We start from the raw sequence: 17,773 nt of genomic DNA, 5'->3' as shown, positions 1-17,773 counted from the left end.
TTTGAACTTATTCACTTACTTGACTTCGAATTGAAGTCATTTCGTCGACGATATCGTCAACGTCTAGTACCATTTCCATCATGCCAACTTGTTCCTCATACAGCTCAGAGTCGATCGCTTCTTTCATTTCTGGTTCCACGATATGATATACGTCAAGTCCTAACTGGACTCCCGCTAATGGACCGGCATACGTAGGGTCGCCTAAAGTTACAGTTTCGGCAGCTAAACCAGCAGCTTCACCTTCTGCCGCGCCAAGAACAACAACAATATTCTCAGCACCGAATTCCTCTGTAAATTCTTTTACCCTCTTTTGATTTTCCAGATCCATTGCGCCCGCGGCCGTTCAGACAAAGCATTCTGTGGATGAGAATACTACATCTGCGCCTAGTGGTTTCACACATTCTTCAATGGCTTGACCAGGAACGCCGTCTCTGTCGCCGAGGATGATAACTTTTTTGTCTTTCAGCAACATAATGATTCCTCCTTGTTTTTTATTATTTAAACGAGTTTCCTCGTTAAATATACTTCTTAATCATTGCTTCAACATTTTCTGGCGTTGCGTCGTCTTTCACTAATTCCTCGACTTTTTCACCATCTTGATAAATTGCAATGACTGGTATTCCAAGGATTTTTTGTCCGATTGCTACTCTTCTAGCTTTTGCAGTATCTAATTTTGCAAAAGGAATCTTTCCGCTATATTTATCTGCAAACTCTTCGATACTTGGCATCAGAGCTTGACAGGGTTCGCAGGTTTCTGAAAAGAAATCAACTAGCATTGTTCCTTCACTTTGTAAAACTTCCTCTTCAAAGTTTTTCTTATTTAAAACTTTCATCGTTTCACTACTCCTTATTCAGATTAATGTATTCATTTTTCTCAAAGAAAAATGAATTTGTTTTTCATACCGTATGTCATTCTGTTAATCTTGCTAAAGCAAGAAACAGAACTGAAATCCTTATTCAGTTTAATGTACTTATTTTTTTCTACCTTGAATTTACACTTCAAGTAAAATGCTAATGATGCAGATACTTTTCGACTGCGACAGCTGCTGTACAGCCATCACCGCTGGCGGTAACAACTTGACGCACGTTTTTCACTCGAACATCTCCTGCTGCGTAAACACCAGGAACACTCGTCGCCATTTTCTCATCGGTTTTAATGTATCCGCTTTCCATTTCTAAGACATTTTCAAAAATTTTCGACTGCGGTAAGTAGCCGATAAAACTGAAAACACCAATCAATCCGTCTTCTTCGTCAGCTTCGAAACGTGTTGCTTCATTTGTTTCGGTATTACGGATCGTTATCGCTTCAACAATGCCATCACCCTCAAGTCTTTCTACTACAGAATTGTAGATAAAATGGATCTTTTCATTTGCCATTATTTGCTCGATTGCGATAGCATCTGCCGTCAACTCTGGTAAATTCTGGATGATTGTCACTTTTCGAGCAAAGGTCGATAAGAACATTGCTTCCTCAACAGCTGAATTTCCGCCGCCAATCACAAAAACCTCCATGTCTTCAAAAAAGGCCGCATCGCACGTCGCGCAATAGGATAGTCCCTTCCCTATAAATTCTTTTTCGTTCTCGCAACCAATTGGACGCGGAAAGGCACCAGAAGCAATAATAACCGAACGACTTTGATACTCTTCTTTTTTCCCTTTAATGACCTTTACATCGCTGGATAAATCAACTTCTGTGATCGTATCTGCGGCCCGTTCGACACCGAATGAGGCTACTTGTTCAGTCATTCGCTGAATCAACGAACGTCCCGATTCCTTCTCAAGACTTCCTGGATAATTTTCAATCTCGGAAGTCAGTATAATTTGCCCCCCATCCTTCCCTTTTTCAATTAGTAATGTTTTTAGTCTCGCACGTCCGGCATAAATAGCTGCTGACAAGCCAGCTGGTCCTGCACCGATGATGATTACGTCATACACTTGCATATCTATCCTTCATCCCTTTCTTTATAAAATACGATGATTAACCACCGTGATTTTCTTAAATAAAATTTTTATGCTTTCTTTTTACTTTTTGTGAATAAGATGCTAAAAGTAGATGAACCAACCAAATTGTGATCTATTGAACATTTATATCTTAGATGCTCTTTTATAGTTAAAAGGATATAGATAAATTTGCTTTTAGTCGATTGTCGACAAACGACTAACTTTCTCAATCACATTCTACCAACATTTACAAGATGATGCAATCCGTTTTCAACTCATTTTTTTCGTTATTTATTTTATAAAATAATATTACGGTTGTTCTTTTATAAATCTTTAGATTTCTGTTTTATCATTTTGTTATCCTTTATGAAACCATTTAGTTATCTATTTCACTTTATGAATATTCCATTCCAAAGTTTTTCAATTTGTTATTACAGGTTTAAGACTATGGAATAGTCCATCTGCTTTTTACTATTTATTATTTTCCTGTTCTCTTATATGCAATCAAACGTTTTTTATTAATTGTCTGCAATTTTAAGTTTTAGAAAATTATAGGCAACAAAAAACCAGAGAAATATTTTCTCTGGCATAAAAGTAGTCTTTATTAAGCTTGCCTATCCGAAGGCTTGTTCCGTCCGTGAGATGATCTCATCCTGCAGGGCTTTTTCTAAATTATTGAAGTAATCACTATACCCCGCTACTCGAACAATTAGATTTTCATAATCTTTCGGATGTTTTTGCGCTTTTATCAATGTTTCACGATCAATAACGTTGAACTGAATATGATGGCCGTCTAATGCAAAATAACTGCGAACTAACGAAGCCATATTAGTGATCCCCGCTTCTCCTGCTACCACACTAGGTGTAAATTTCTGATTAAGCAGAGCACCACCAGTTTTCGTTTGATCAATTTTCGATGCGGACTTAATAACCGCCGTTGGACCGTTGCGATCAGCGCCTTTTTCTGGAGAAATTCCATCTGGTAATGGAATTCCTTTATGCCGTCCGTTTGGCGATGCCTCCATGACCTGACCAAAGTAAACGTGGCACGTTGTCGGTAAAAATTCCACGACCGTTTTTGAGCCTTTCGGAGTTGGACGACCTGCAATTACCTCTTGTAGAGAATCAGCAACATCACGTAATAAAGTATCCGCGTATTCGTCATCATTTCCATATTTAGGCGTTTCATTATAGACACGATCAAAGATTTCGTCATAGTTTTCAAAGTCTGCTTCACAGGCATCTAATAAATCCTGCATCGATATCGTTTTTTCTTCAAAGACGTTATGCTTAATTGCGGCTAATGAATCAGTAATCGTTGCGATACCAACACATTGGATATAGCTAGTATTATAACGAGCGCCACCCGCATTGTAATCTTTACCAACTTTGATACAATCATCAGACATCACAGAAAGCAGCGGTACCGGCATAAATTCCATATACATCCGTTCAATCATGTTATTACCCGCAACTTTCACATCAACTACGTATTGCAGCTCTTTATGGAAAGCGTCAAAAACTTCTTCATAGGTTTTCATTTTAGTGAAGTCGCCTACATCGATTCCCACCTGTTTATCGGTGTAATGATCATAGCCCCGGTTCATAGCAAGTTCAAATACTTTCGGGATATTCAGATAACCAGTTAGCACATAGGCTTCTTTTCCGGCTACACCAACTTCAACACAGCCAGAACAAATGCCGCTTTCTCTAGCATCGTCGACAGATTTTCCTAGATAGCTTAATTCGGCTAAAATCGCTTCAGAATTATACATTGCTGGTTGTCCCCAGCCTTTACGTGAAACTTTCAAAGCTTCACGCAGGAATTTTTCAGGGGATTTACGAGAAATTTGAACATTTGAGCTTGGCTGCAGCAGCTTCATTTCATCCATAACTTCCAGAATCAAATAGCTAACATCACTGACCCCGCTTGTTCCATCTGGACGTAATGCTCCCGTATTTAAATTACAGAAATCCGTATAGGTTGCACTTTCTTTTAAAGTAATCCCAACCTTTGGCGGTGCAGGCTGGTTATTGAATTGAATCCAAAGATTTTCCAAAAGCTCCCGCGCTTTTTCACGTGTTAAGCGGCCTTCCTCGATATCCTTTTCATAGAAAGGCTCTAAATGCTGATCTAATTTACCTGGAGAATAGGCATCCCAGTTATTCATTTCTACCGTTACACCAATATGAGTGAACCAATACATTTGAATCGCTTGGCGGAAGGTTTGCGGCGCATGCTCTGGAACCACATCACAGACTTCAGCTAGATCCAATAGTTCTTGTTTCCACTGAGGATCTGTTTCCGTTTCAGCCAAATCACGACATTGCTCTGCATAGCGTTTCCCAAAAATAATCATGCCTTCGCAAACTAGCTTCATGCCCTCTAGTTCTTCTCGTTTATTTAATGCTTCCATATCATTGTTATAGTCTAAATTATCGATTTCTTGTTGAATTTCCGCCTTAAAATCAGCAAAACCTTTTTGGTACATTTTTCCATCAGCTACTGTATGACCAGGACCGCGCTGCATTAAAAATTCGGTATACAACCCTGCGTCAAATAATAAATGCCATTCCTCTGGCAGCAATCGATTCATTCGTGTCATCATGGCACGATCATGCCAGTAGGGAATGATGACCTCTTCCTGGATACGACGATCTTCCTCACTCACACGGAAGAAAACTTTCTCACGATTGTTCATATTGTCAAAATCTTCTAAAGTATGACAGCACAATTCAGGAAATGTCGGTGCAGCCCACGGTTTATCCCCTTTTTCACCTAAAACTAGAGAGCCTTTTTCAATATAATTGGTGCGATTTTCCATGATGTACTTGAACGCCTTTCCTCGTAAAACAGGCGCAGAAACCTTGCCCTCCCATTTTTTGTAGGCTTCCGTCAAAAGGACTGCTCGTTCCATTGAAATACTTGGTGTACATTCCTTATCACTGATTTCCCTTAATCGTTTGATTCGTTCTGTACTACCTCTTCTTGTTGGTTCTAGTGTTAATTCCGCCATTGATCTTCCTCCTATTTTGTATATTCATCTTTCTTGATTACTTAGCCGCCAATCGTTACTTGATAACCTGCGTCTTGGTAAATTTTTTGCAAGCGCGCTACTTTTTCATCTGCTGGTTTAATGAAGTTCTGCGTACACACTCTTTTCAACCGTTCGTATTTATCTCGACCGAAATCATGATACGGCAGCAACGATATTTCACTCACATGAATCTTCTCTTTAGCTAGCCAGGCAATAACTTCCTCTGCATCCAGTTCTTCTGCGTTAATTTCATCTAATAAAATTAGACGAAGATTGATTTCTGCTTGCTGTTCAGATAGAAATCGTAAATTCTCCAGCACTAATTGATTGCCAGCACCTGTATAAAGCTGATGATTATGTGAATCAATGAACTTTAAATCGTACAAAAATAAATCTGCATATGGAAGAATTCGTCGATAATTTTCAGTTGGGGCGACTCCACAGGTATCAATAGCGACAGTTATGCCTAATCTCTGGCATTCCTTCGCTAGTTCAACCACATAATCCATATTTTGAGCCATCACTTCACCGCCAGAAAATGTGACACCGCCACCTGATTGATCGTAAAAGATTTGATCTGCTTGGATTTTCTTAACTAACTCATGAACAGAATAATCTTTACCAATCAGTTCTTCCTTGCCATATTTGTTTAACATGATCTCTGGTGAAAATACTTGACTTTCAGGATTGTGACACCATTCACATCTGATGGGACACCCTTTGAAAAAAATCGTCGTACGAATTCCCGGCCCATCATGGGTCGAAAACTTTTGAATATTAAAAATCGTCGGCTTTTTCACGTACTTCCCTCCCGCCTTTAATTATAAAACTCAAACGAGAAAGTTGCAAGCGCTTAATTCATTTTGATGAATTTTTCATTTTATTTTTCGCTTTTTTTTCATTTTAATGACGGTTAGGAATTTATCTGTTTTTCAGGTATACTAAAAATAATTAATCATGTGAGGGGCTAACAGATGAATATTGGAGAAAAAGTGAAAAATTTGCGTAATGAACAAGGGATGACTCTCAAACAGCTATCTGAAGCCACCGGTTTGTCAACCGGCTTCTTATCGCAGTTCGAGCGTGGGATTACAACGATTGCGGTTGAACATTTATCAAGTATCGCAGATTTATTTAAAGTAAGAATTAATTATTTTTTTGAAGAAGAACCTGAAATTGAACCGATTGTTCGCGGGTACGACCAGCCGGTGATCCACAAATTAAACAACATGATCTATAAACAATTAAGCCGTACACCACAGGATAAGAAGATTGCGCCAAAAATGATCGAAATCATGCCACATGAAAAGCGTGAATTGCCGACTACCTATCCACATCAAGGAGAAGAGTTCGTGTATGTTTTAGAGGGAATCTTGACATTGGTGATCGAGGAAAAGACGTACCAACTTTATCCAGGCGACTCCGCTCATTATTTTTCGACGATTGATCACAATTGGGATAACCAAACTAGCAATGTCGTAAAATTCATCGTGGTCCACTATCCAAATGATTATTAAAAGCGCTCGATCAAAAATGATCGAACGCTTTTTTGCTTAGTAGTACAGACTTCTAAAATCATTGCTCTATGGATAGTTCCGTGAATAATTTCCTAAAAACCATTGCTAAATGTTCTTGTGCTTTTGAAAATATTTCTGAATCATATTTGGTTAGTACCTCTTCACCGAAAGAACGTTTCTCAATATACTGATTATAGCGAATCTCTAGCTGTAATGCTTCAATTCCGGATAGTTCACTAAAGTGACGGGTAATAAATCCACCACGAAATGGGTGATTGTTGGAAACGCTGTAGCCAGCTTCCTTTAAAAAAACTGTTAACAGCTTTCGCAATTTCGCACTAGAAGTTTGATCCATTTGATTTCCAATCACAAAATCAGCCGGGGTAGTTCTGGCATCATTTGGATATTCCGCAAAGCTATGCAGATCAATTAAATAGACTTTTCCAAATCGGCTCTTTTTGGCATCGATTAATCTCTGCAATGCTTGGTGATAGGGCCAATAATAGTTTTCTAAGCGTTCAGTAATAATATCTGATGTTAGCTTTTTTGTATACAAGGCTTTTCCAAAGGTATTTTGCTGATAAATCACCGCCTCTTGATAATTCATTCCTTTTATTTGACTTTCTCGGTTCGGATCAGCCACATAACGATTCACTCGATTTTCGATCATCGTACAGCCCATTGCTACTAAAAAATTGTATAGCTTAGGTAAAAACCAATCTGTATTCGCCAAAACCGCATCTTTTCGTAAGCTTGAGCGCATTTCCTCTGGTATCCATGTTCCGCTATGGGGCAAACTGATAACTACTGGATAGATGTGTTTTTCTTTATTATATGTGATAAATGTTTTCATTGAGTCCCTGCCCTCCGATAATTTTTCTCTTTGATTATACCTCTCCAATCTCTTGCCTAGATACAAAAAAACTGACAAAGAGTATTCTCCTTGTCAGACTTGGATTTTAATTTGCTTCTAATACCTTCAGTCGTTTATAAACATCAATCAATTCTTGAGTTAAGCCTAAATAGGAAATAGCGTTCATTAAATGATCCTGACTATGCACCATCAATAATGTCACTTCTGAATTATTTCCACTAGCTTCCACGGTCAGCAGACTCGTTTGCGTATTATGGGCCTCAACTAATGCATCATTAGCTGCTTTCATTCGTGACTCAGCCTCCGAAAAATGATTTTCCTTCGCCGCCGCCAACGCTGCAATTGCTTCGCCCTTTGCATTACCAGCATTCATAATTAGTCCCATAACTACCTGTAACTGTTCATCATTCATTTCCCCAAAATCCCTTCTGCCTAAATTTCATCAAAATCAAAGGTATCAAAGTCGATCTCTTCTGCTTCAAGCTCTTCCGCTTCTTTTTCTTCTCGTAAATACTGATCATCTAGCACTTTGATGAATGGATAATAGATCGCCATTCCTAATACAATCAGCAACGCCTGTAAAACTGAGGCCTGCCAGCCGCTTACTAAAAAGCCGGAGATAATCGGCGGTGTCGTCCAAGGCAGTTGAATACCATTTGTATAAGGAACAAGTCCCCAATCCATCGCAAAGTAAGAAATAATAATATTAATAGTAGGAACTAGCGCAAAAGGAATCAAAATAATCGGGTTCAGAACAATTGGTAAGCCAAAAATGATTGGCTCATTAATACCGAAAATACTTGGAACGAGTGATAGCTGTGATAACTTTTTGACTCGCTGGCTCTTACAAAAGAGTACCATCACGATAATTAATGACAGTGTTGAGCCACCACCGCCAAATGTCGCAAACATGTCTTGAAATTGACCTGTGATGATATTGGGAATTTCATGCCCGTCTTTAAAGGCTTGCATATTTTCGACTGACAATGCACGTAAAACTGGATTAAATACTGCACCAACAACACTGCTTCCATTAATACCGAAGAACCAAAAGAAATGCAGGAATAAATAAGCAATAATCATCGCGCCTAACGTGTTGCCTAAACTCAATAGTGGCGTTTGTAAGAATGTAAAGATTACATCTTGCAGGTTCCCCATTGATGTCAAAGAAACTAACCAATTGAGAACGAACATAATTGTTACTACCACAAAACTTGGAATCAATGCTTCAAAAGACTTCACTACGGTAGGTGGAACACCATCTGGCATCTTGATTGTCCAGCCGCGGTGAATCACGGCCGCAAAAATCCGGGTAGAAACTAACGCAATGATCATTCCTAAAAATAGTCCGCTTGAACCCATCCATTTTAAGGGCAAGCTCGTTACTTCATAAACCTGAGTACTATTTTCTGGTGTGAAGAGTGTAGTATAGGGCGTCAATATAAAGAACGAAACCAATGCCAGAGCAGCCGACTGAATCGCATCAATTTCCAATTGCCGTCCTAAGCTATAAGCAATTCCCACAACCGCTAAAATTGTCATCACATCGAAGCTGGCTGAAGCAGGTACCGACATCAAGGATTCCCAATTATTGCCTAAAATTGGAGAAATCATGTTGCTCCAATTCGGAATCGGAAAATTCGCCAAAAGTAGGAAGAACGATCCAACAATCAATAAGGGCGTAGAAATCAAAAAACCGTCACGGATCGCGATCAAATACTTATTTTCCCCGATGACTTTGGCTAATGGTGTCAAAACTTTTTCCAACCAGTTTAAAAACTTCTGCATCTTTTTATCCTCCAATCAGTTCAATATTATTTTTTATTTTTTTTAAGCAATTTTAGAACGTCCTTCATCGCTTTTTCCCCGTCCATCATGCCGTAAATCTCGGGTGCGATCACTGCTACTGGAATACCCTGCGGAGCAAACTGCTCCTGTGTTTTTTCCAATAAGAATTTTACCTGTGGGCCTAAAAGAATCGCTACTGGTTTTTCCTTTTCAACTACTTCCTGTGCACGTGCTGCTGGAAAAGCTGTAATTTGCAGCGGCATATTATGTTTTTCAACGATCTCCATCATTTTGTTAACCATAATACTTGTGGACATCCCTGCATCGCAAAATAGATAAATTTGTTTTTTACTCATTTTCTTCACTCTCCTATTTTTTATTCAATCGGTGCTTTAATCCGTTTTTCATAGGCATCTAGCCAATCCTGTGTGATCGGTTGGATATCTGTGGTGTGACCGCTTCCCATGTTGGCAATGAAAATCTGCGGGTTTTCCTTATCGTTACCTACACTGAACGTAAACTCAACGTTTGTCGCTACGCCCCACTCGCCTTTAGGGTTCATCGCGATCAATGAGAAAGCACCTGCTTTGCCATAGCGTGCAGTCAATTTATCATGAAATTCATAGACAGCTTTATCGCAGGCGGCTTGCGGCTGCAACCCTTCTCCCATCAAACGAACGATTTCATAGGATAAGCAGCCCTTCATCAAGTCTTCGCCTAGGCCTGTCGCTGCTGCTCCTCCGATTTCACTGTCCACGTAAAAACCCGATCCAGATAATGGGGAATCACCGACCCGTCCCGGCTTTTTCATGAACAGTCCAGAGCTAGATGTGCCAGCCGTCATCGTTCCCATCTGATCCAAAGTAATCGCGCCAACGGTATCATGACCATCGTAGGGATTCAGATTATTTTCCTGAATTTCCTTCAAACGCTTCTCCCAAATATTATGGGCACGTTCTGTCAGCATACTCTTTCGTTCGAAGCCTTCCAGCATTGAATATTTGGTTGCCCCTTCACCGACCCGAAAACTATTGAATTTATCTTTACTAAGTTTTCGTGCAACAGAGATTGGATTTTTTACATCGGTGATTCCGGCCACTGCACCAATTTCAAAGGTATCCCCGTGCATGAAGGCGGCGTCCATCTCTAAGATTCCCTCGGCATTTGGCAATCCGCCAAAACCAACAGATTTATAATAAGGATAATCCTCTACTGTCTTTATTAAGGTCTCTACTGCGTCACCAGCATCCCCTTTCTTCTCTAGCAAATGCATTGCTTCTATTACACCATCATGTGCCATGCGCCATGTCGCAATTGCTCCCCACGCCATCGTCGTGCTCCTCCCGTTACCGTTTACATTTTCAAAATCTGAATTCATTATAGATAGTATATACTGTTTTGTATATACTAAATTTGAAATTTTTTTATCTTTTTTTACCGTTTTCTAAGCTAAAGATATAAAGTAATAAAAAAAGGACCCGCAATCCCTTGCTGGGTCTCAAAAAATCAATTATTCAATTAGTTTTAACATACCCCGCATATAGATTTCCATGTTTTTCAACAGATCCTCTTCATCCATATATTCGTCCTGATTATGGGCAATCCCCTTTTGACCAGGAAACGAAGGACCGAAGGCAACGATATTCGGAACAAAGCGGGCATAAGTTGCTCCGGTCGTCGTTACCGGAGTCCCATCCAATCCTGTAACCTCTTCATAAACAGCTGATAAGAGTTGAATATTGGGATTATCCTTAGGAAAATGGCTGCTTTTGATGCGACGGACTACTGTTAGCTGACTCTCCGGCGGCAAATGTTTTTTCAAGGTATCGGTAACTTCTGCTTCTGTGACTGAAACAGGATAGCGAATCGCTACCGAAAGCGCTAACTGCTGGTCTTTTTTGATCAATTCATAGGGCGTGATCATTAATTTACCACTATCCGCGTCTGAAAAAGCAAGGCCTAAGCCTTCCCCATGATGCTGATTGGTTAGACTCTTTATTAGCCAAGAAAAATACTCCGCCAGTGTTCCAGTAACGGCTTGTTCCTGTAAAATTTTTTCCGCCAATAGTGTAATTGCGTTTTCTCCTAGTTCAGGTGCATTCGAAGGGGCTCTTTTCCCCTGCACACTGATATTCTTGTCGTGAATAGTTACTGATAACGCATCTGGAACATGATCGCGGGCTTGATCACCGATGAAATCACCTAAATCTTTTAGTTCTTCTTGAGGAAACGTTGTCAAAATTTCATAGTTAACAATCCCACGTTCGCCATAAACCACCGGATACTTGCAATCAGGCGTAAAACCAAACTGTGGTGGCTGTTCTTCGCTCAAATAAAGCGGAATATCTGAGCTGCCGTTTTCCTCATCAGTACCAAAAATGATTCGGATCGTTTTCTTTACGGGCAAATCCATCTCCTTCAACAGCTTCAAGCCAAATAAGCAGGCTAAAATCGGTCCTTTGTTGTCTAAAATGCCGCGACCATAAAAGCGTTGATTCTTTTTGCTTAATTTAAACGGCGGAAATGACCAGCCATCACCTGCTGGGACAACGTCCAGATGACCCACGACACCAATATAGTCTTCCACTTCACCCCACTGTGCGTACCCTACTGCATCATTGATGATCGCCGTTTTGAATCCGTATTTCTCCGCTAAAGACATCACTGTGAGTAAGGCTTCTTTGGGGCCTTTCCCAAAAGGTGCTTGTTTTGCTGGTGTACCTTTAACACTTTCTATTTGCATTACCTGATCCAGATCCTGATAGAATTGTTCCTTGTTTTCTTTAATTACTTTTCGAAAATCAATCGTCATAAGAGCCTCCCTAGTTGTATTTGCTTTATTTACCATAGCGAGTAAGCGTGGTTTTAAAGACATAACGATCCGAGCGATAGTAAGAGATATCGTAAAAAATCGGTGTCGCGTCTAATGCATAGGTCACAGAATAGACCTGCAGCAAGGGGTCTCCCATCGGTACATCCAGTAATTTTGAAAGCTCCGGTTTGACCAAAATTGCCTCCACTTCCTGATGAGAATAGGCAATCTCGGTTTTTTCCTCTAGCAATTTAAATAGGGAGCCACTGAAATCCTCTGCTTTTAACCCTTTTACATAAAACTCGGACAAATAAATTTTTTCCACTGTCATTGGTTCATCATCTAATATCCGCCGCCGAACCAACTCATAGATTGGTTGATCTTCTTCTAGTTGCAGTGCGTTCAGAATTTCCTCTGACGGCTCACTAACCTTTTTAAACGAAATAACTTCTGTACTACTGGTTTTTCCATAGGCCTTCGCGGCTTCAGTAAAGCCTTGCAGCCCAGAGCGCCCACTTTGAATTTTTGGCTGTGACATTACATAGCTTCCCTTACCGCGCCGTTTCACCAAAATATTCTTGCCGATTAAATCATCGATGGCTTTACGAATCGTTAAGCGGCTACAATCAAACTCCTTCGCCAAGTCATATTCAGAAGGTAATTTTTGTGAGCTTACATAGATTCCTTCATGGATACGTTTTTCGATCTCAGCGGATACCTGATTAAATTTCGCCTTTGTCGTTTTCTTATCCTCCATAATTTCTCCCTTTTTCGATTATTTCTTTCTATCTACTATCCAATCTTCATTTTCACTATACTGATTCTTCCACAGCTTGGCTAGATTAATTTTTCCGATCCATTCGGTATATACCTTACAGTATATACTATATTCAGTTTTAAATATATTTCAATCATTCTCAGCTTTTTTTTACTTTTAAACCATTTTTTTAATCTTAAAGTGCTTCTCAATCGTCTTTTTTTCTAACTTCATTTCCCTTATAATACCTTCAGGTGATTTGATGAATATAATAGATGCAACGGAAATCGTTGAGAAAATGAATAACCAAAAAATAAATTATGACCGTGTTTTGCATAAGATGATTCAATCGTGGGAAAAAGAAAAAGTCCGTCCACAAATTTTGATTCATTCCTGTTGCGCACCCTGCAGTACCTATACCTTGGAATTTTTGACCCAGCACGCAGATGTGACGATCTTCTTCTCGAACTCCAATATTCATCCTGAAAGTGAATATCAACGTCGAGTTTTAGTTCAAGAAAAATTTATCCATGACTTTAATACAGCGACTGGCAATCAAGTTGATTTGATTATTGACGACTATAAACCGAATGAATTCATTCAGTTAATGCAGCAAAAGGAATTGATCGCAGAACCTGAAGGCGGGAAACGTTGTACCGCTTGCTTCAATATGCGCTTAGACTTAGCAGCAAAAGAAGCGTTGGAACGCGGTTTCGACTATTTTGGTAGTGCCTTAACGATTTCCCCGAAAAAAAATAGCCAATTGATCAATCAAATCGGTATGGATATCCAAAAAATCTACAATACGCATTACTTGCCAAGTGATTTTAAAAAAAATTCCGGCTACCATCGTTCGATTGAGATGTGTAAAGAGTACGATGTGTATCGCCAATGCTACTGCGGCTGTGTATTTGCAGCAAAGCAACAGGGATGCGATTTGAAAATAATTAACAAAGAGGCAAAAGCCTTCGTGAAGGAATACCAGAAACAACCAACCGAAGCATAGAAAATGGACCGATAGAAAAAACTATCGGTTCGTTTTTTGAAAAAAATCAAATCTCATATAAAATTTATACTATATTCGCGGATCATTGCTTTTTCTCTAAATTTTGTTATATCTCGTATTGATAGCCTTTACATACCAACCGTTTTTTCGATACAATTAACTAATTAGAACAAAGACTAAGAGAGGTTATGACATGATCAAAGAAAAACTGAACTCGAGATTCGGCTTCTTTCTCATATTAACGCTATTATTATGGGCCAAAAATCTATTTGCCTATCTGGTCGATTTCGACTTGCGTTTAGATAATGCGCTTCAGGTTTTTATTCTGCTGATCAATCCGATAGCGACCACGATGCTCTTTTTGTCGATCTTTTTATTTATTCGCAGAACAAGAGCGGCCTATATCACGGGCTATCTTATTTACTTATTACTGAGCATCTTACTTTTTGCTAACGTGGTTTATTATCAAGAATTCACCGATTTTCTTACCATTGATACAATACTAGGTGCGGGAAAAGTCGCCAGCGGACTTGGAGAAAGTGCTATACGACTATTTAAGCCTCATGATGTTCTGTATTTTCTGGACTGTATTGCTGTACTAGCCGCTTTACTACTAAAGAAACTCCCAGTAGATACTCGTCCCGTTCGAGCAAAGCTGGCTTTTACAGTCACGATGGCTTCGTTATTGTTTCTTGCTGGAAATATTGCACTAGCAGAAACAAGTCGTCCAGGCTTATTGACTAGAACGTTTTCTAGAGATTATCTAGTGAAATATTTAGGAATCAACGCCTATACCGTTTACGACGGCGTCAAAACCTACCAAGTCTCACAAATTCGTGCACAGGCCAGCCCTAATGATATGGAAGTTTTAGCGGAAAAACTCAAGCAGCAGCCAAAAGAAATGAATAAGGAAACATTTGGTATAGCTAAAGATAAGAATATTATCTATGTCCATCTAGAAAGTGCCCATCAATTTTTGATTGATTACAAGCTGAAAGACGAAAATGGTGTCGAGCATGAAGTCATGCCTTTTGTAAATAGTCTGTATCACAGTCAAAGCTCTTTCAGCTTTGACAATGTTTACCATCAGGTCAGTGCTGGAAAAACCAGTGACGCAGAAACATTATTGGAAAATTCCTTGTTTGGGCTGAATCAAGGCTCTCTATTTTCACAGTTAGGTGGCAAGAATACCTTTAATGCCGCACCCGCCATTTTTGATCAAAAATTAGGTTATTCAACTGCCGCCTTTCATGGTAATGCTGGAAATTTTTGGAATCGCAACGAAACATATAAACGATTTGGTTACCAGCATTTCTTTGACTCTAGTTATTATAGTTTAAATGATAAGAATTCTTTCCAATACGGGTTGCATGACAAGCCTTTTTTCCAGCAATCAGTGAAATATTTGGAGCACCTGCAGCAGCCTTTTTACGCGAAATTTTTAGCTGTTTCTAACCACTACCCGTTTTCTGAATTACCTGAAGCGGAGAATGGTTTCCCAAAAGTAGATACCGGCGACTCAACGATCGACGGCTATTTTGCAACAGCGAATTATACTGATACAGCCATCAGAGAATTTTTTGATTATCTAAAAGCCAGCGGACTTTACGAAAATTCTATGATCGTTTTATATGGCGATCACTACGGTATTTCTGACTCACGAATTGAGGCAACTAAAGAATTATTTGGCAAAGATGATTGGACGACCTTTGATACCATCGAAGCACAAAAGGTGCCTTTGATCATTCATCTTCCGGGCCAAGAAAAGGGAACGATCAATCATACTTATGGTGGACAAATCGATGTATTGCCTACGTTGTTGCATTTAGTTGGTTATGATTCTAATGATTTAATGCTGATGGGACACGACCTGCTTTCTCCTAATAGAGAACAGTTAGTCGCCTTTCGCAATGGAGATTTTGTTACGGAGGACTATTCTTACCATAAGGGCGATGTTTACGATAATCAAACAGGGGCTCTATTGAACTTTAGTCAGCCTGAAATACTGGAAGAAGCCAAAGAAGTTAAAAAGAAAGTTGAGGAACAGCTAAATATCTCCGATCAGATCAATAATGGGGATCTGTTGCGGTTTTATTACGACAGTGGATTGAGCCCGGTTAAAGTAGAGGAAATCAATTATAAAAATTCCATCAAAAACTTAAACGGGATTGAGAAAAAGCTAGGTGATCAATCAACCAGCGTCTTTTCGAAGAATAATCAGCAATCAACAGAAGATTTGTACAAAACAAAAACCTTTAAAGAATACACCACTGAAAAAAATGACTAACAAAAAACGCGAAAACAGTTTAAACACACTGTTTTCGCGTTTTGTTACTTTAAATTCCAATATGTGTAGAATAACGGATTTATCCTAGGAAAAAATCTGATAATTCGTTTTAGTAAAAATGGCTATCTGCTTTTTTTCGGCGCGCAGCTCGGCTCAGTCAAAGTTAATATTTCTAAAACAATACTGGCTTCAAGTGAAAAATAACCATCTATTATTGTATTCTATATCATTTCTCACCCTTTAATACACCTGATATTCCTGCCCTGTTTGTTTTCCTTCGACACTTTTTACAAATGCCATTGCCACGCGTTCTGCTGGTACAGGTACAAACCCTCTAAAGGAATCTTGGAATTTATCATAGGACTCTACTAAAACATTGGGACTGACACAGTTGATGCGAATACCCTGAGTAAAATCAATGGCTGCTGATTTTACAAAAGCTGCCACACCACCGTTGGCCATTGCTGCTGAAGCCCCGCCTGGAATCGGATCGTCCTTCATGATGCCTGTCGTTAATGTAATACTGCCATCACGTCGTAAATATTTTTGTCCAATTAATGCTAGATTGATCTGCCCTAACAGCTTGCTTTGGACCGCCACTAGATTATCTTCAGGGGTCATTTCTTCTATTGGTTGGAATTTAGCTGTTCCTGAAGCATTTACGATCGCATCTACATATCCAACTTTCTTGAACATTGTTTCGATACTCTCTACAGATTTTAGGTCCACCTGTACATCGCCACTTGTTCTTCCAGCTATAATCAGTTCGTGATGTTCCTTCAATTTTTCAACAATTGCTCGACCGATCGTTCCCTTACCACCAACTATTAAAATACGCACAACTAGTCACTCCTTTTACTTTTCTATATACTCTTTAGTAGTCATAATCGTTACACCTAGATCCTGTAACCTCCTATTCCAAATATTTCGCATTGGTTTAATAACAGAATCATGAGCATCTTCAATTAATGTCACAGGATAATTTTCTGCCAAAGCCCCTTTACACGTACTTTGGACGCACGCGTTACTCATTAAGCCAACTACCACAAACTTCTGAAAATCATGTTTAGAAATAATCGATCGGAATTCTGGTGCTTTAAATGTATTCATTTGAATCTTTGAAATCACTAGATCCTCCGGTTCACGGTGTAATTTCTGCGAAAGTTCACCATACCCAGCCTTTTTTATAAAAACGATCGGAAGATCCTCTTTATGAAAATAATCGATCAATCCATTCACATTTTTCAAAAAATTTTCTTTGCCAATCAATGGTGCTAATGTTCCTTTTTGTATATCCACGACCAATAATGCAGTTTGCGACACGACAACCTCAACCTTTCATTTTTCTTCTTAATAGTATTATATAGCAAACAAAGAAGGCTTTCATCCAATAGTCCCAGCTGATTGATCGCTTTAAACTGCAGATTTCATGAATTGCTTTGTTGATCATAAGAAATATTTGACCCCAAAAAAAGACCCGCCGCAGCAGGTCTTAATGTATTAATCTTCTTTTTCTTTATCGAGCTTTTTGTTGATTTTACCAGCAACATCATCTGCTGTTTCTTTTGCCTTGTCTTTTGCTTTACCGAATCCTTGTTGAAATTTGCCTTTTAATTCGGTCGTTTCATCATCTGTTACTTTCCCTTTTGCCTCGTTCACTTTACCTTTTAGTTCGTCGTTATTTGCCATAACAAATCCTCCTCTATTGATAAAATAGGCACCAAATATCTCTAAAATTATTCTACCATCGAAG

Annotated in this window: 18 protein-coding genes; 3 read left to right on the top strand and 15 right to left on the bottom strand. The window is 39.2% G+C overall.

Going from position 1 to position 17,773, the window contains the following annotated elements; all coding sequences use genetic code 11:
* Nucleotides 1-7: 7 nt before the first annotated feature.
* The 5 genes from grdA to IGI52_RS23710 form a co-directional block, all read right to left on the bottom strand.
* Entirely contained in the window at nucleotides 8-472 is a 465-nt protein-coding gene (gene grdA / locus IGI52_RS23730; protein ID WP_115341642.1) for a glycine/sarcosine/betaine reductase complex selenoprotein A, read from the bottom strand.
* Nucleotides 473-515: 43 nt separating this feature from the next.
* Complete coding sequence (gene trxA, locus IGI52_RS23725) at nucleotides 516-833, bottom strand: thioredoxin TrxA (RefSeq protein ID WP_048718598.1); 318 nt, start codon at nucleotides 831-833, stop codon at nucleotides 516-518.
* 178 nt (nucleotides 834-1,011) lie between these two features.
* Nucleotides 1,012-1,941, bottom strand: a complete 930-nt coding sequence (trxB, locus tag IGI52_RS23720; RefSeq protein ID WP_438782550.1) for a thioredoxin-disulfide reductase — start codon at nucleotides 1,939-1,941, stop codon at nucleotides 1,012-1,014.
* Nucleotides 1,942-2,555: 614 nt separating this feature from the next.
* Nucleotides 2,556-4,958, bottom strand: a complete 2,403-nt coding sequence (gene hypD / locus IGI52_RS23715) for a trans-4-hydroxy-L-proline dehydratase (protein ID WP_438782549.1) — start codon at nucleotides 4,956-4,958, stop codon at nucleotides 2,556-2,558.
* Nucleotides 4,959-4,999: 41 nt separating this feature from the next.
* The gene (locus IGI52_RS23710; RefSeq protein WP_016178813.1) at nucleotides 5,000-5,779 is read right to left on the bottom strand and encodes a glycyl-radical enzyme activating protein; all 780 of its coding nucleotides are present in this window, start codon (nucleotides 5,777-5,779) and stop codon (nucleotides 5,000-5,002) included.
* 174 nt (nucleotides 5,780-5,953) lie between these two features.
* On the opposite strand from IGI52_RS23710, the gene IGI52_RS23705 reads away from it, so the two are divergent.
* Entirely contained in the window at nucleotides 5,954-6,496 is a 543-nt protein-coding gene (locus tag IGI52_RS23705; protein ID WP_016178814.1) for a helix-turn-helix domain-containing protein, read from the top strand.
* Nucleotides 6,497-6,554: 58 nt separating this feature from the next.
* Here the strand turns inward: IGI52_RS23705 and IGI52_RS23700 are convergent, their stop codons facing one another.
* The 7 genes from IGI52_RS23700 to IGI52_RS23670 form a co-directional block, all read right to left on the bottom strand.
* A complete protein-coding gene (locus tag IGI52_RS23700; protein WP_438782548.1) occupies nucleotides 6,555-7,349 on the bottom strand; it encodes an N-formylglutamate amidohydrolase in 795 nt (264 codons plus the stop codon).
* 106 nt (nucleotides 7,350-7,455) lie between these two features.
* The gene (locus IGI52_RS23695; RefSeq protein ID WP_438782547.1) at nucleotides 7,456-7,782 is read right to left on the bottom strand and encodes a PTS lactose/cellobiose transporter subunit IIA; all 327 of its coding nucleotides are present in this window, start codon (nucleotides 7,780-7,782) and stop codon (nucleotides 7,456-7,458) included.
* A 20-nt stretch (nucleotides 7,783-7,802) separates the two neighbouring features.
* Nucleotides 7,803-9,158 (bottom strand): PTS cellobiose transporter subunit IIC, encoded by a 1,356-nt coding sequence (gene celB, locus IGI52_RS23690; protein ID WP_102866346.1) that lies wholly within the window; start codon nucleotides 9,156-9,158, stop codon nucleotides 7,803-7,805.
* Nucleotides 9,159-9,184: 26 nt separating this feature from the next.
* Complete coding sequence (locus IGI52_RS23685; protein WP_438782546.1) at nucleotides 9,185-9,514, bottom strand: PTS sugar transporter subunit IIB; 330 nt, start codon at nucleotides 9,512-9,514, stop codon at nucleotides 9,185-9,187.
* Between the two features lie 20 nt (nucleotides 9,515-9,534).
* On the bottom strand, nucleotides 9,535-10,488 hold the full coding sequence (locus IGI52_RS23680) for a N(4)-(beta-N-acetylglucosaminyl)-L-asparaginase (protein WP_438782545.1): 954 nt from the start codon (nucleotides 10,486-10,488) through the stop codon (nucleotides 9,535-9,537).
* A 180-nt stretch (nucleotides 10,489-10,668) separates the two neighbouring features.
* Nucleotides 10,669-11,970, bottom strand: coding sequence for a Sapep family Mn(2+)-dependent dipeptidase (locus IGI52_RS23675; RefSeq protein ID WP_438782544.1), 1,302 nt, complete (start codon nucleotides 11,968-11,970; stop codon nucleotides 10,669-10,671).
* A gap of 25 nt (nucleotides 11,971-11,995) precedes the next feature.
* A complete protein-coding gene (locus IGI52_RS23670; RefSeq protein ID WP_048718589.1) occupies nucleotides 11,996-12,727 on the bottom strand; it encodes a GntR family transcriptional regulator, LSA1692 subfamily in 732 nt (243 codons plus the stop codon).
* Nucleotides 12,728-12,989: 262 nt separating this feature from the next.
* Between IGI52_RS23670 and IGI52_RS23665 the strand changes: the two genes are divergently transcribed.
* Nucleotides 12,990-13,733 (top strand): epoxyqueuosine reductase QueH, encoded by a 744-nt coding sequence (locus tag IGI52_RS23665; RefSeq protein ID WP_438782543.1) that lies wholly within the window; start codon nucleotides 12,990-12,992, stop codon nucleotides 13,731-13,733.
* Between the two features lie 193 nt (nucleotides 13,734-13,926).
* Entirely contained in the window at nucleotides 13,927-16,020 is a 2,094-nt protein-coding gene (locus tag IGI52_RS23660; RefSeq protein WP_438782542.1) for an LTA synthase family protein, read from the top strand.
* Nucleotides 16,021-16,260: 240 nt separating this feature from the next.
* Here IGI52_RS23660 and IGI52_RS23655 read toward each other — a convergent pair whose 3' ends face one another.
* From IGI52_RS23655 to IGI52_RS23645, 3 genes are all read right to left on the bottom strand, one after another.
* Complete coding sequence (locus IGI52_RS23655; RefSeq protein ID WP_438782541.1) at nucleotides 16,261-16,860, bottom strand: short chain dehydrogenase; 600 nt, start codon at nucleotides 16,858-16,860, stop codon at nucleotides 16,261-16,263.
* Between the two features lie 15 nt (nucleotides 16,861-16,875).
* Complete coding sequence (locus IGI52_RS23650; protein WP_438782540.1) at nucleotides 16,876-17,343, bottom strand: cysteine hydrolase family protein; 468 nt, start codon at nucleotides 17,341-17,343, stop codon at nucleotides 16,876-16,878.
* 177 nt (nucleotides 17,344-17,520) lie between these two features.
* Nucleotides 17,521-17,709: a CsbD family protein gene (locus IGI52_RS23645; protein ID WP_016178826.1), complete on the bottom strand. Its 189-nt coding sequence runs from the start codon at nucleotides 17,707-17,709 to the stop codon at nucleotides 17,521-17,523.
* Between the last annotated feature and the right edge of the window lie 64 nt (nucleotides 17,710-17,773).

Source organism: Enterococcus sp. DIV0187, from assembly GCF_051713785.1.
Taxonomy (GTDB): Bacteria; Bacillota; Bacilli; order Lactobacillales; family Enterococcaceae; genus Enterococcus_A; species Enterococcus_A avium.
The sequence above is the reverse complement of the archived record's forward strand: the minus strand, read 5'-3'. Positions and strand labels throughout refer to the sequence as shown.